The organism is Serratia entomophila (assembly GCF_021462285.1).
GTDB lineage: Bacteria > Pseudomonadota > Gammaproteobacteria > Enterobacterales > Enterobacteriaceae > Serratia > Serratia entomophila.
Window position 1 is genome coordinate 4616123 of the sequence record NZ_CP082787.1, and the last position, 14484, is coordinate 4630606.

Genomic DNA, 14484 nt, shown 5'->3' on the forward strand with positions numbered 1-14484 from the left:
CGCGACGCCGATAGCTATAACCGTAACAGATTAACCGCGAATGGAAAAACGGGCCGCAGAGCGACCCGTGGTACTGAAGGGGATTACAGCAGGCGGCGCGCGGCGTCCACCACGATCTGCACCGCTTTGCTTTCGGTGTTTTTCATGGTTTCCGCGTTCGGGATCTCTTGCTGGGTGCGGTTGACTATCACCCCGGCCACCATGCCGGCGCGCAGGCCCTGGCTGGCGCACATGGTCAGCAGGGTGGCGGATTCCATTTCATAGTTCATTACGCCCATTGCCTGCCACTCTTCCATCGAACCCTTAAAACGGCTGACTACGCGGCCGGAGTAGGTGTCGTAACGCTCCTGGCCCGGGTAGAAGGTGTCGGAAGAGGCGGTCACGCCAATATGGGTGGTGGCGCCGCTGGCTTTGGCCGCTTCCACCAGCGCGGTGGTGCAGGCGAAGTCCGCTACCGCCGGGAACTCCATCGGCGCGAAGTGCAGGCTGGCGCCGTCAAGGCGCACCGCCGCGGTGGTCACCAGCACGTCGCCGACGTTGATGTTGGACTGAATAGCGCCGGTGGTGCCGATACGCAGGAAGGTGCGAATGCCCAGCTGCGCCAATTCTTCCACCGCGATAGAGGTAGAGGGGCCGCCGATGCCGGTAGAGCAGACGATCACCGCCTTGCCGTCCAGCTCTGCGCGCCAGGTGGTGAATTCACGATGGGAGGCCAGATGCACCGGATTTTCCATCAGCTTGGCAATTTTCTCTACGCGCTGCGGATCGCCCGGCACGATGGCAAGCTGGGCCCCTTGCAGATCTTTTTTGGTGAGGCCGAGATGAAAAACGTCAGATTGAGACATACGAGACTCCTCATGGATCATGTTTATTGGGAGGAACAAAAAAGCACTCTACTGAAAATTGTCGCCAAATTTCGTGATGACAATCACTTTGATAAAAGAAACAGAACTCAATCTACATAATAATTGTGATTATTATCACAAAAATAAACTTAGCGCTGCCAACCGGCCCGCAGATGACACAAGTCTAGCCGACAAACCGCCCGTTCAGTTTCGTTATGGCCCAACCGAAACCATTTAGCCGTCCGAACAGAAAATAGCCTTATTTTATCGGCGACTTAGCGACAAAAAAGGCGCCTAACGCACCTTATGGCACTTACAGGACTCAAAACACGCAATAGCATGATAAAAACCGCTTAAAAACGGTGAAAAGCCAGATAATTAGCCGTTTTTTGCCGACTTGGCTGAAAGTGCTCCACGCGGTGCCCATAACGGGTAATCTTTCCTATAGTTATTCTCAGCGCTTTTCTCTATTGCACGGAGACCGCAATGAAAACCGAACATGTGATGACATTAAAACAGGCCCAGGGGGGATTCGCCCCGGCCGCTGCGCCGTTGGCCGCTTCTGCTATCCTCACCGACGAACAGGGCATCCACGCCGGGCAAACCACCATCCCCTCTCAGGGCGATGAGCTGCCGGCCTACATCGCCAAACCCGCCGACCACAGCGGCCCCTTCCCGGTGGTGCTGGTGGTGCAGGAAATCTTCGGCGTGCACGAACATATTCAGGATCTGTGCCGCCGCCTGGCCAAGCAGGGCTATCTGGCGATCGCGCCCGAGCTCTATTTCCGCCAGGGCGACGCCAACGATTACACCGACATCGCCGAACTGTTCCAGCAGCTGGTGAGCAAAGTGCCGGACCGCCAGGTGCTTTCGGACCTGGATCACGCCGCCCACTGGGCGACACGCCACGGCGGCGACGCCGGCAAGCTGGCCATTACCGGCTTCTGTTGGGGCGGCCGCATCACCTGGCTGTATGCGGCGCACAACCCGCAGCTGAAAGCCGCTGTCGCCTGGTACGGAAAGCTGGTGGGTGAAAAAACGCTGAATTCGCCGAAGCAGCCGGTCGACGTGGCTATCGATCTATCGGCCCCCGTGCTGGGGCTGTATGGCGGGCAGGACAGCAGCATTCCGCAAGAGACGGTGGAAACCATGCGCCAGGCGATCCGCGCCGCCAACGCCGAAGCGGAGATCGTGGTCTATCCCGAGGCGGGCCACGCGTTCAACGCCGATTACCGCCCAAGCTATCATGCCGAAGCGGCGGCGGACGGCTGGCAGCGCATGCTGGACTGGTTCGCGCAGCACGGCGTGGCCGGCGTCAAATAGCCCCTCCTCTACGGCAGCCGCCTGCGGGCATAAAAAAGGGCGCCGCAGCGCCCAACATAATCACACCAGAACCTTGATGCACGGCGGCCCCGATGGCAAGCCGCCGTGCGTCGATTAAGCCTGCCGCAGGCGTTGCGCCGCCAGCACCATGTTGGCCAGCGACTGGCGGGTTTCCGGCCAGCCGCGGGTTTTCAGGCCGCAGTCCGGGTTTACCCACAGGCGTTCCGCCGGGATGTTCTGCGCGGCTTTGCGCAGCAGCGCTTCAATCCATTCCACGCTCGGCACGTTCGGCGAATGGATGTCGTACACCCCCGGGCCGATTTCGTTCGGGTATTCGAACTCTTTGAAGGCTTCCAGCAGATCCATATCGGAACGTGAGGTTTCGATGGTGATCACGTCGGCATCCAGCGCCGCGATGGAGTCCATGATGTCGTTGAACTCGCAGTAACACATATGGGTGTGGATCTGGGTACCATCCTGCGCCACAGCAGCGTTCAGTTTAAAGGCCTCCACCGCCCAGTTCAGGTACGCGGCCCAGTCGGATTGACGCAGCGGCAGGCCTTCGCGCAGCGCAGGCTCGTCGATCTGGATGATGCCGATGCCGGCTTTTTCCAGATCTTCCACTTCGTCGCGCAGCGCCAGCGCAATCTGCTTGGCGATGGTTTCACGGGTCACGTCTTCACGCGGGAACGACCAGCACAGGATGGTCACCGGCCCTGTCAACATGCCTTTCACCGGCTTGTCGGTCAGCGATTGGGCGTATTTCGCCCACTCGACGGTAATGGCTTTCGGGCGGCTGATGTCGCCGATGATCACCGGCGGCTTCACGCAGCGGGAACCGTAGCTCTGCACCCAGCCGTTCTGGGTAAAGACGAAGCCGTCGAGGTTCTCGCCGAAGTATTCCACCATGTCATTGCGCTCGGCTTCGCCGTGTACCAGCACGTCCAGCCCAAGGCGTTCCTGCTCGACGATCGCCTGTTTGATGTGTTCGCCGATGCTGGTGCGGTAGGTATTACCGTCCAGGCGCCCCTGCTTGAAGTCCAGCCGCAGGCCGCGGATCTCGGTAGTCTGCGGGAAGGAGCCGATAGTGGTGGTCGGCCAGGCCGGCAGGTTGAAGCGCGCACGCTGCGCCTGAGCGCGCTCGGCGTAAGGGCGCTGGCGCTCGCTGTCCCGTGCGGTGATCGCCGCCAGGCGTTTTTCCACCTGCGCATTGTGTACGCGGCTGGACTGGCGGCGGGCGCGGATCGGCGCGCTGTAGGCGCTCAGCTCCGCCTGTTTTGCCGCGCCGGGGGCGTTCAGCGCCGAGCTCAGCAACGCCAGTTCGGCGCATTTCTGCAGCGCAAAGGCGAACCAACTCTTCACTTCTTCGTCCAGGCGGCTTTCCACGCTCAGGTCGATCGGACTGTGCAGCAGGGAACAGGAGCTGCCGATCCACAGCGGGCGGCTGCCCACCAGCGGCTGCAAGCGTTCGAACCAGCTGCTCAGATCGGCGCGCCAGACGTTGCGGCCGTTAATCACGCCCAGCGACAGCAGCCACTCTTTTGGCAGCGCCTGGTTCAGCCTGGCGATGTCGTCATGGCCGGCGACCAGATCGACATGCAGCCCATGAACCGGCAGAGCGCGGATAGCGTCGAGATTATGCCCGACGCTGTCGAAATAGGTGGTCAGCAGCAGTTTGACCTGGCCCTGCAGCGCGTCGTAAGCCGGTTTGAAGGTACTCAGCCATTCCTGCGGCAGCTCCAGCACCAGCGCGGGTTCATCGATCTGCACCCATTCAACGCCGCGCTTGGCCAGCTCGGCCAGCACCTGCCGGTAAACCGGCAGAATATCTTTCAGCAGCGACAGGCGGTCGAACGGCTCGCCCTTCACTTTGCCCAGCCACAGGTAGGTCACCGGGCCCAGCAGCACCGGCTTGATCTTGTGGCCCAGCGCCAGCGCTTCGTCCACTTCGTCCAGCAGTTGGGTCCAGCCCAGTTTGAACTGCTGGCCCCGGTGGAATTCAGGCACCATGTAGTGGTAGTTGGTGTTAAACCACTTGGTCATTTCCGCCGCCGCCGCCGGTTCACCGGTCGGTGCGCGGCCACGGCCGATGCGGAACAATGTGTCCAGATCGACAGAACCGTCCGCATTCTGATGGCGCGCCGGCACGTTGCCCAGCAGCAGGCTGGTGGTCAAAACATGGTCGTACCAGGCGAAATCGCCGACCGGCACCAAATCCACCCCGGCCTGTTGCTGCTGCTGCCAATGGCGAGCACGCAGCTCGCGGCCAACCGCCAACAGTTCTTCCTGCGTTGAGTTGCCTGCCCAGTAGCTTTCCTGAGCTTTTTTCAGCTCACGTCGCAGCCCAACGCGTGGAAAACCCAGAGTGTGATTTAAAATTGCCATCGTCATATCCCCCATTTAGCCGTCCAGATGTTTACACATCCATAATCCGCAGGTACTGTATTAACCACAAGCGCAATTTATTCACTGTCACTGTGAAGGACTCTCATGATCGAACTGAAACACTTACGCACGCTGCAGGCCCTGCGCAATACCGGCTCGCTGGCGGCGGCGGCGGCCCAACTCCATCAGACACAGTCTGCCCTGTCGCATCAGTTCAGCGATCTGGAGCAGCGTCTGGGCTTTAAGCTGTTCGTTCGCAAAAGCCAGCCGCTGCGCTTCACTGCGCAGGGCGAGATCCTGTTACAGCTGGCGGAACAGGTGCTGCCGCAGATCCAGCAGGCGCTGCAGGCCTGCCATGAACCGCATCAGGCTCAGCTGCGCATCGCCATTGAATGCCACAGCTGCATCCAATGGCTGACGCCGGCGCTGGACAACTTCCGCCTGCGTTTCCCGCAGGTGGTGATGGATTTCAAATCCGGCGTCACCTTCGATCCGCAGCCGGCGCTGCAGCAGGGTGAACTGGATCTGGTGCTGACCTCGGACATTCTGCCGCGCAGCGGTCTGCACTATTCGCCAATGTTTGATTTTGAGGTGCGGCTGGTGCTGGCGCCGGATCATCCGCTGGCCGGCAGGCTGCACATAGAGCCGGAGGACCTGAGCGACGAAACGCTGCTGATTTACCCGGTACAGCGCCAGCGCCTGGATATCTGGCGGCATTTCCTGCAGCCGGCGGGCGTCAGCCCGGCGCTGAAAAGCGTCGATAACACCCTGCTGCTGATCCAGATGGTGTCGGCGCGGATGGGGATTGCGGCGCTGCCGCATTGGGTGGTGGAGAGTTTTGAACGCCAGGGTCTGGTGGTAACCAAAACCCTGGGCGACGGCCTGTGGAGCCGTCTGTATGCCGCAGTGCGCGACGGCGAGCAGCGCCAGGCGGTAACGGAAGCCTTTATTCGTTCGGCCCGCCAGCACGCCTGCAACCACCTGCCGTTCGTACGCGACGCGGCGCGGCCGGGCGCCGGCGTCGCCAGCGTCAAGCCCGTGGCTTCTCAGCCATAGTCATCATGGCGGCCGCCTGCGCTTGGGCGGCCCGTCACCCTAGCCAGCCTGCTTCGGCGCCACCCAGCGGCGGTGCACCCACAGCGACGCGACAATCACCGCCCCGCCGATGATAAAGCTGGGCCAATGCGGCTGCTGCTGCCAGATGGCCAGGTTCACCAACAGCCCGGCCGGCACATGCATGTTATTCATGATGCCTAACGTCCCGGCATCCACCTGGGTCGCACCGTAGTTCCACATGAAATAACCCAGCCCGGAAGCCACCACGCCCAGCCAGACCAGCACGCCCCACTGCAGGTTGGTGGTCGGCAGGTGCTGCGCATTGCCCCACAGGCACCAGGCCGCCACCGCCACCGCCAGCGCCCCCAGATAGAACCAGGAAAAGGCGGTGTGCTGCGGCAGCGGATGCACTTCCATCAGGCGCTTATAGCCGACCATACCTATGGCGAAGCTGATGTTGGCCGCCTGGACCAGCAGCAGCCCCCACCAGAAATGCTCGCTCAGCTGATGGTAACGGATGATAGCCGCCCCCAGCACCGCCAGCAGCGCGCTGAACACATAGCCCCAGCGCAGGCGCCGTCCGCTGATCAGGTCATAGATCAGCGTAACGTACAGCGGGGTCAGCACGGTGAACAGCAGGAACTCCGGCACCGTCAGGTACAGATAGGCGCGGAAGCTGAACAGGTACATGATGCCCAGCTGGCAGGCGCCCACCAGCATATACAGCAAGATCACCTTCGCCCGGATGTTGCGCCAGCGCAAGAAGGGGAGGAATACCAGCGCCGCCAGCCCGATGCGCATCAGCACCGAGAACCAACTGTCGACGTGGCCCGCCAGATATTCGCCGATCAGGCTGAAAGAAAACGCCCACAGGATGGTAGTTATCACCAAAAGCAGCACGATGGGTTCACCCTAAAAATTCAGAAAGGGCGATTGTAACGGAAGGCGCGGCAGGGGGTGACGAAAAGGCGGTTTACCACTGTGCAAAATAAACACTATCGGCAAATTTTCACCGATGGAGTAGGCTTAATAAAAAGGCGAGGTAAACATCATGAAGACGCATCACATTCTGTTTGGCCTGCTGTTGCTGCCCGGGCTGGCCGCGGCGGCCAATGGCGTGACCGAGCTCAGTTCGCAGCAGCAGTTCCTCAACCAACGCAGCCAGCAGGCGCAACAGCAGCGCCTGCTGAATAACCAGCAGCTGGATCAGCGCCGCCTGCAGCAACAGCGGCAGTTCGACAATAACCAACAGCGGCTGCTGAAAACCACGCCAAACGGCGGGCAGCTGCTGCCGAACGGCAATCAGCCGCGCGATCCGTTCAATCGCACCGCGCCGGCGGTGCCGCAGGCGCCGTTGCCGGCAACGCCCGTGCGCCCATAACCGCTCACCCTCGGGTGGCGTTATTGGCGCAGGCAATTAGAAGTCGGGACCGATCAGGTCTATCCGGTCGGTGCAGATGCTGTCGACGCCCCAATCCAGCAGCAGGCGTGCGCGCTCCGGCCGATTGACGGTGTACACCAGAATGCGCAGCCCGGCGCCTTTCAGCGCCGCCACCCGTTCGGCGCTCAGCGCTTTATGGTTGATATGCAGGGAGACGCAGCCCAGCCGTTCGGTAAGTTCGCGCCAGCTGTCGTCCCATTCGTCCAGCAGCAGGCCGCGCGGCAATTCCGGCACGGTGCGCTGCGCCGCCGCCAACGCCTCTACCGAGAACGAGGACAGCAGCGGATCGGTCTGCCCCTGCCACAGCAGGCGCGCCGCCAGCGCCACCACTCGGCCGGTTTCGTCATCGCTGCCGGTGGTGGGTTTGATTTCGATATTGGCCATCAGCCCGTGCTGCCGGCAGCGCTCCGCCACGTCCGACAGCAGCGGCAGCCGCTCGCCCTTGTAGGCCGGGCTGTACCAGTTGCCGGCGTCGAGCTGCACCAGCTTGTCCCACGGCAGCTCGCCCGCCACGCCCCAGCCGTTACTGGTGCGATCCAGCGTATCGTCATGCAGCAGGAAGATTTGCCCGTCCTGCGCCAGCTTGGCGTCAAACTCGATCATTTTGTGGCCGTGGCGCGCGCCGACGTCGATCGCCGCCAGGGTATTTTCCGGCGCCAGAGAACCGCCGCCGCGGTGGGCGACGATATGAGGATAAGGCCAGGCTGTGGTCATCATTCCATCCGTAATCCGCTGTGGGTGTCAAAAAAGTGCAGCGCCTGTGCAGGCAGCTGCAAATATAGCGTACTGCCCGCCGCCGGCAAGCTTTCGTGCGACAATCGCGCAATCACCCCGTGGCCGCCCCACTGCCCGTGCGCCAGGTTATCGGCGCCCAACAGCTCCAGCGTTTGCAGCCGCAGCGGCACGCCGCCCTGCTCAGGCGTGGTCAGTTGAATATGCTCCGGGCGGATGCCCAGCGTCAACTGGCGCCCCGCCCACTGCGCTTTGGCCTGCGGCAAGACCAGCGTCATGCCGTCCGCCAGCTGCAGTTGGCCGCCGTCGGCGCTCAGGGTGCCCGGCAGCAGGTTCATCGCCGGCGAGCCGATAAAGCTGGCGACGAACAGCGACGCCGGGCGCTGATATACCTCGCTCGGGGTGCCGATTTGTTCCGCCACCCCTTTGTTCATCACGATCACCCGCTGCGCCAGCGTCATCGCCTCCACCTGGTCGTGCGTCACGTACAGGCTGGTGGTTTTCAGCCGGCGATGCAGCTGCTGCAGCTCGAGGCGCATCTGCACCCGCAGCTTGGCGTCTAGGTTGGACAGCGGTTCGTCGAACAGGAACACCGCCGGCTCACGCACGATGGCGCGCCCCATCGCCACCCGCTGGCGCTGGCCGCCGGAAAGCTCGCGCGGCTTGCGCTGCAACAGCGGCTCCAGCTCCAGAATGCGCGCCGCCTCCTCAACCCGCTGGCGGATATGATCCTTGCCGAACCCGCGGATCTTCAGGCCATAGGCCATGTTGTCGTACACGCTCATGTGCGGGTACAAGGCGTAGTTCTGGAACACCATCGCGATGCCGCGATCCTTCGGCTCCAGATCGGTGACCCTTTGGGTATCGATGTAAATATCGCCGCTGGTGGTGCGCTCCAGCCCGGCCACCATGCGCAGCAGCGTGGATTTGCCGCAGCCGGACGGGCCGACCATCACGATAAACTCACCGTCCGCCACGTCGAGGTCGATCTGTTTGATCACCGGCGTTTTGCCGTCATAAGACTTGGTGACCGCCTGTAGTTTTAAACCTGCCATGTGAAATTTCTCTCGTTACTTCTCGCTGTCGACGAGACCGCGCACAAACCAGCGCTGCATCAGAAGAACCACCGCCAACGGTGGGATTAAGGTCAAAATCATCGCCGCCATTACCTGGTTCCACTGGGTCGGCGCGCCGGAGGTGGAGATCATGCTCTTGATGCCCGCCACCGCGGTGCCCATCGAGGCGTCGCTGGTGATCAGGATCGGCCACAGGTACTGGTTCCAACCGTAGATAAAGGTGATGACGAACAGCGCCGCCAGGTTGGTCTTCGACAGCGGCAGCACGATGTCCCAGAAAAAGCGCATCGGCCCGGCGCCGTCGATGCGCGCCGCTTCCAGCAGCTCGTCCGGCAGCGTCATGAAAAACTGGCGCAGCAGGAAGGTGGCGGTGGCCGAGGCCATCAGCGGCAGCGTCAGGCCGGTGTAGCTGTCCAGCAGGTTGAGGTTGGAGATCACCTCCACCGTTGGGAAGATGCGCACCTCTACCGGCAGCATCAGGGTGAGGAAGATCAGCCAGAAGAACAGGCTGCGCAGCGGAAAACGGAAGTAAACGATGGCGTAAGCCGACAGCACCGATACCACAATTTTGCCGAAAGTGATCGCCAGCGCCATGATCACGCTGTTGAGCAGCAGCAGCGAGAACGGCACCTTGAGGTTGCCCACGCCGCCCTGCCAGATGTTGCGGATGTTCTCCCACAGGTGGCCGCCCGGCACCAGGGTCATCGGCACCTGGAACACCTGTTTGTCGTCCAGGGTGGCGGCGACAAAGGCCACGTACAGCGGGAACAACACCACCAGCACGCCGATTATCAGCATCACATGGCTGAAGATATCCAGCCCCCGTCGATTCTCAATCATTGGTAACGCACCTTACGTTCTACGAAACGGAACTGGATCACCGTCAGGCCAATCACCAGCAGCATCAGGATCACCGACTGCGCGGCGGAGCTGGACAGATCCAGGCCGGCGAAGCCTTCGCGGTAGATCTTGTAGATCAGCGTGGTGGTGGACTGCACCGGCCCACCGCCGGTGGCGGCGTCGATCACCGGGAAGGTATCGAAGAAGGCGTACACCAGATTGACCACCAGCAGGAAGAAACTCACCGGGGTGATCAACGGCAATACCAAATTGAAGAAGCGCCGTACCGGGCCGGCGCCGTCGATGGCGGCGGCCTCCACCAGCGAACGCGGGATAGACTGCAGCGCCGCCAGGAAAAACAGGAAGTTATAGCTGATCTGCTGCCATACCGAGGCCAGCACCACCAGGAACATCGCCTGCCCGCTGTTTTGCGCGTGGTTCCAGCTGTAGCCCAGCCCATTGAGGAAATGGGTGATCAGCCCCAGCCCCGGGTTAAACAGGAAGATCCACAGCACCGCCGCCACCGCCGGCGCCACCGCGTAAGGCAGGATCATCAGCGTGCGGTAGATGCGGCTGCCGCGCAGCACGTAGTCCACCAGCGCGGCGAAGAACAGCGACACCGCCAGCCCGATGCCCGCCACCAGGAAGCTGAAAATCAGCGTGGTGTAGAAGGAGTCGAGGTAGTAAGGGTCGTGGAACAGCTGGGTAAAGTTATCCAGCCCGACGAACTGGCTGGACAGGCCGAACGGATCGAGGCTCTGCACGGAGTACCACAGCGCCTCGCCGGCGGGCCACAGAAAGAAGATTGCGGTAATCAGCAGCTGCGGCAGCACCAAAACATAGGGCAGCCAGCTGCAGCCGAAACCGGGACGATGTGAACTCATAATCTAGGACTCATTGAAGGCAAAGATGGGCGAATCAGCGCAAGGCGTCGCGAGCAAAGGCAGCCTGGGTGCGGACAGCGCACGACTCCCGGCGTGGAGAGCGTGCGCTGCCCAATCCCAATCTGGCAAGCGCAGCAGTCAAATGGGATTATTGCGTCGAAGATTCGAAGCGGCGCAGCAGCACGTCACCGCGCTGTACGGCGGCGTCCAGCGCCTGCTGCGGCGTTTTCTTGCCGGTCCATACGCTTTCCAGCTCTTCATCCACCACGCTGCGGATCTGCGGCATGTTGCCCAGGCGCAGGCCTTTGGTGAACGGCAACGGCGGCTTGTTCAGCATCTGGCGCGTGGCGACGTCGGCGCCCGGGTTCTTGTCATAGAACCCCTGCTGCTTGGTCAGGTCGTAAGCGGCGGTGGTGATCGGCAGATAGCCGGTCTTCTGGTGCCACTCGGCGGCGATTTCCGGCTGCGCCAGATACTGCAGGAACTCGGCCACGCCCTTGTAGGTGGCGGCGTCTTTGCCGCTCATCACCCACAGGCTGGCCCCGCCGATGATGGCGTTCTGCGGCGCGTTTTTGGCGTCGGCGTCGTACGGCATCATGCCCACGCCGTAGTTGAACTTGGCGTAGTGCTTGATATCCGCCAGCGAGCCGGACGATGCGGTCGTGATGGCGCAGTCGCCGCTGTAGAACTTCTCGGTGGACTCGTCTTTGCGGCCGAAGTAGGTGAAATCCCCCTTCTTGTTCATGTCTTCCAGCAGCTGAATGTGCTTCACCTGCAGCGGCTTATTGAATTCCAGCTTGGCGTTGGCGCCGCCGAAGCCGTTGTTTTCGGTGGCGAACGGCACGCCGTGCCAGGCGCTGAAGTTCTCCAGCTGGATCCACCCCTGCCAGCCGCTGGCGTAGCCGCACTTCATGCCGGCCGCGCGCAGTTTGGCGGTGTCCGCCGCCAGCTCCTGCCAGGTTTTCGGCGGTTGATCCGGGTTCAGGCCGGCCTTCTTGAAGGCGTCTTTGTTGTAGTACAGCACCGGGGTGGAGCTGTTGAACGGTTGGGACAGCAGGTGGCCGCTCTTGTTGTCGGTGTAATAACCGGCCACCGTCGGCACGAACACCGACTCGTCGAAGTTGATGCCGGCGTCTTTAAACACCTCGTACACCGGTTTGATCGCTTTGCTCGCCATCATGGTGGCGGTGCCCACTTCGTACACCTGCAGGATGGCCGGCGCCTTGCCGGAGCGGTAAGCGGCAATGCCCGCCGCCAGGCTCTGTTCATAGTTGCCTTTATAAACCGGTACGATCTTGACGTCGCCGTGGGTCTGGTTGAAGCGGTCCGCCAGGGAATCCACTTCCTTACCCAGTTCGCCCTCCATTGAGTGCCAGAACGGGATCTCGGTCGCCGCCAGTGCCTGGGTGCTGACCGCCAGGGTCAACGCGACGCACAGCGTGGTTTTGCGAATAGCGTAGGTGAGCATGCCTAACTCCTGAAAAAAGCTGGTGTATCCCCTGCATCTTTCAAGCCGCAGCCGCGTTGCTGCAACGTGAAATCTATTGGGGCAATAAGCGCGTGAGCGAAAAGGATCAGTTTTTTGTTCGGAAGCTAACATGCCATGCGCGGATGACAGAAAAATAACCGTTAGATGACAGCCAGATGACGGGAGGGTGAAGTACAGATTGCGTTTTGATGTCGGCGGCGAGGCTGTGCGCCCCGCCGCCGTGGAAGTTACAGCGAACGACGCAGGCGAGCGACCGCTTCCTGCATTTGCTGCTCGGTGGCGGTGGCAAACGACAGGCGGAAGGTCGAGCGATCCGGATTATCGGAGAAGAAGTATTCCCCCGGCACGAACACCACGCCCTGCTGCAGGGTGGTATTCAACCATGCGGTGGCGTTGAACGGCTGACGGAAGCGCGCCCACAGGAACATTCCGCCCTTCGGCATATCGAAGGTGATGTAGTCGCCCAGCTCTTTTTCCACCAGCCCGGCCAGGATCTCGCCTTTATGCTTGTAAGCGGCGCGGATCTTTTCGATCTGCGCCGGCAGGCGATCCAGCCCCAGGTAACACTCGACGATGCTCTGCGACAGCGCGCTGGCGTGCAGATCCGCCGCCTGCTTGATGATCGCCACCTTGTGCAACAGGAACTCGGGCAGGATAGCCCAACCCAGCCGCAGGCCCGGCGCCAGGATCTTGGAGAAGGTCGAGGTGTAGATAATGTTATCGGTATGGCCCAGCACCTGCTGCGCAACCTGATGCAGCGTAGCGTTGCGCTCATCGGTAAAACGCAGCTCGCCGTACGGGTCGTCTTCGATAATCAGGAAGTTGTGCTCGACCGCCAGCTTCACCAGCAGCTCGCGCCGCGCCGCGCTCAGGGTGATGCCGCTCGGGTTGCCGAAGTTCGGCACCACGTACACGCCCTTGATGCGTTGGGTTTTCAACAGCTCGGCCAGTTCCTCCACCACCATGCCGTCGCTGTCGGAGGAGACCGACATGATATTGGCTTCCGCCAGTTCCAGCGTCTGCAGCGCCGCCAGGTAGGTCGGGCGCTCCACCACAAACACGTCGCCCGGGTTGACGATGGCGCGCATCACCAGATCCAGCGCCTGCTGGGAGCCGGCGGTCACCATCACCTCTTCCGCGCGGGCGGAAACGCCGCGCTCGGCGCACAGCGCGCAGATGCGCTCGCGCAGCAGCGGGCTGCCCTCGGTCAGGCCGTACTGGAAGGCGCTTTTCGGCTGCTCGGTGATCGCCTGTTGGGTGGCGATGCTCAGCCCTTCGAAGTCAAACAGGGCATCAGAGGGGATGCCGCCCGCCAGCGAAATGACGTTTTCCATCTTACTGTGCTTGAGCAATTCACGGATTGCCGAGCTTTTTACATTGACGATGCGCTGCGCGAGTAACCCTTCTGTCTTCATTTCTTATTCTCGTAATCGTTATACATTTTGTAGGGGCGCGGTACACGGCCACCAGGCTACTGGGGGCGACGCTATTCGCCCCCACAGGAAAGTGAGTTCAGCCAACAACGCTGTAGCCTGAAAGACGACGGGTATTTAGCCGCCCAGATACGCCGACCTTACTGCTTCGTTTGCTAACAATGCGGCTCCCGTATCTTCCAACACCACGCGGCCATTTTCCAGCACATAACCGCGATCCGCCAGTTTCAGCGCCTGATTGGCGTTTTGCTCCACCAGGAAGATGGTCATGCCCTCTTCCCGCAGTTGCTGAATGATGTCGAAGATCTGCTGAATGATGATCGGCGCCAGCCCCAGCGACGGTTCGTCGAGCAGCAGCAGCTTCGGCTGGCTCATCAGCGCGCGGCCAATCGCCAGCATCTGCTGTTCGCCGCCGGACATGGTGCCGGAACGCTGATTGCGGCGCTCCAGCAGGCGCGGGAACAGGCTGAACACCCGCTCGATGCGCTGCTGATACTGCTGACGATCGGCGAAGAAGCCGCCCATCGCCAGGTTTTCTTCCACCGTCATGCGCGAGAACACCCGCCGCCCTTCCGGCACGATCGCCACCGCCTCGCGCATGATGCGCGAAGTTTGCCACTGGGTGATCTCCTGCTCGAGGAAGGTGATGGTGCCTTCAGTGGCACGCGGTTCGCCGCACAGGGTGCCGAGCAACGTAGTTTTACCGGCGCCGTTGGCGCCGATCAGGGTGACTATCTCGCCCTGTTTGATGTTCAGGCTAACCTGATGCAACGCCTGAATTTTGCCGTAATGGGCGGAGACCTGATTAAATGACAACATAAAGACTGTGCCCCATCATTGTGCGTGAGCATCGCTGGTGGTTATTTCGCTGCGCAGCAAGGCGCGAGCCGTGAGGTTTGGTGGGCCAAATAAACGGTGAGTAACGCAGCGGCGCGGCGAAATAGCCCCAGCCCAGCGGGTCGCGCCCCAAAAAACCCGCT

General features: G+C 61.5%; 13 protein-coding genes. 3 read left to right on the top strand and 10 right to left on the bottom strand.

All coding sequences use genetic code 11. The features are described 5' to 3' along the window. Positions 1-83: 83 nt before the first annotated feature. Positions 84-845 (bottom strand): uridine phosphorylase, encoded by a 762-nt coding sequence (gene udp / locus KHA73_RS22130; protein ID WP_234586752.1) that lies wholly within the window; start codon positions 843-845, stop codon positions 84-86. Between the two features lie 486 nt (positions 846-1331). Between udp and KHA73_RS22135 the strand changes: the two genes are divergently transcribed. Further along, positions 1332-2168 (top strand): dienelactone hydrolase family protein, encoded by an 837-nt coding sequence (locus KHA73_RS22135; protein WP_234586753.1) that lies wholly within the window; start codon positions 1332-1334, stop codon positions 2166-2168. 114 nt (positions 2169-2282) lie between these two features. Here KHA73_RS22135 and metE read toward each other — a convergent pair whose 3' ends face one another. Continuing rightward, entirely contained in the window at positions 2283-4568 is a 2286-nt protein-coding gene (metE, locus tag KHA73_RS22140) for a 5-methyltetrahydropteroyltriglutamate--homocysteine S-methyltransferase (protein WP_234586755.1), read from the bottom strand. Positions 4569-4658: 90 nt separating this feature from the next. Between metE and metR the strand changes: the two genes are divergently transcribed. After that, complete coding sequence (gene metR, locus KHA73_RS22145; protein WP_234586757.1) at positions 4659-5609, top strand: HTH-type transcriptional regulator MetR; 951 nt, start codon at positions 4659-4661, stop codon at positions 5607-5609. A gap of 39 nt (positions 5610-5648) precedes the next feature. Here the strand turns inward: metR and KHA73_RS22150 are convergent, their stop codons facing one another. After that, entirely contained in the window at positions 5649-6509 is an 861-nt protein-coding gene (locus KHA73_RS22150; protein ID WP_234586759.1) for a carboxylate/amino acid/amine transporter, read from the bottom strand. Between the two features lie 151 nt (positions 6510-6660). On the opposite strand from KHA73_RS22150, the gene KHA73_RS22155 reads away from it, so the two are divergent. Further along, the gene (locus tag KHA73_RS22155; protein WP_234586760.1) at positions 6661-6990 is read left to right on the top strand and encodes a hypothetical protein; all 330 of its coding nucleotides are present in this window, start codon (positions 6661-6663) and stop codon (positions 6988-6990) included. A 36-nt stretch (positions 6991-7026) separates the two neighbouring features. Here KHA73_RS22155 and ugpQ read toward each other — a convergent pair whose 3' ends face one another. The 7 genes from ugpQ to livF all read right to left on the bottom strand — a co-directional run bounded on the left by ugpQ (position 7027) and on the right by livF (position 14323). After that, positions 7027-7764 (bottom strand): glycerophosphodiester phosphodiesterase, encoded by a 738-nt coding sequence (gene ugpQ / locus KHA73_RS22160; protein WP_234586762.1) that lies wholly within the window; start codon positions 7762-7764, stop codon positions 7027-7029. Beyond that, on the bottom strand, positions 7764-8837 hold the full coding sequence (locus tag KHA73_RS22165) for a sn-glycerol-3-phosphate import ATP-binding protein UgpC (RefSeq protein ID WP_234586764.1): 1074 nt from the start codon (positions 8835-8837) through the stop codon (positions 7764-7766). The genes ugpQ and KHA73_RS22165 overlap by 1 nt, the downstream gene beginning before the upstream one ends. Before the next feature lie 15 nt (positions 8838-8852). After that, on the bottom strand, positions 8853-9698 hold the full coding sequence (gene ugpE, locus KHA73_RS22170; RefSeq protein ID WP_234586765.1) for a sn-glycerol-3-phosphate ABC transporter permease UgpE: 846 nt from the start codon (positions 9696-9698) through the stop codon (positions 8853-8855). After that, entirely contained in the window at positions 9695-10582 is an 888-nt protein-coding gene (ugpA, locus tag KHA73_RS22175; RefSeq protein ID WP_234586767.1) for a sn-glycerol-3-phosphate ABC transporter permease UgpA, read from the bottom strand. The genes ugpE and ugpA overlap by 4 nt, the downstream gene beginning before the upstream one ends. A 148-nt stretch (positions 10583-10730) precedes the next feature. Continuing rightward, positions 10731-12050 carry a sn-glycerol-3-phosphate ABC transporter substrate-binding protein UgpB gene (gene ugpB, locus KHA73_RS22180; RefSeq protein WP_234586769.1) on the bottom strand — a complete coding sequence of 440 codons (1320 nt, stop codon included), beginning with the start codon at positions 12048-12050 and terminating at the stop codon, positions 10731-10733. Positions 12051-12298: 248 nt separating this feature from the next. Beyond that, positions 12299-13486 (bottom strand): aminotransferase-like domain-containing protein, encoded by a 1188-nt coding sequence (locus KHA73_RS22185; protein ID WP_234586771.1) that lies wholly within the window; start codon positions 13484-13486, stop codon positions 12299-12301. Positions 13487-13621: 135 nt separating this feature from the next. Continuing rightward, positions 13622-14323 carry a high-affinity branched-chain amino acid ABC transporter ATP-binding protein LivF gene (gene livF, locus KHA73_RS22190; protein ID WP_234586773.1) on the bottom strand — a complete coding sequence of 234 codons (702 nt, stop codon included), beginning with the start codon at positions 14321-14323 and terminating at the stop codon, positions 13622-13624. Between the last annotated feature and the right edge of the window lie 161 nt (positions 14324-14484).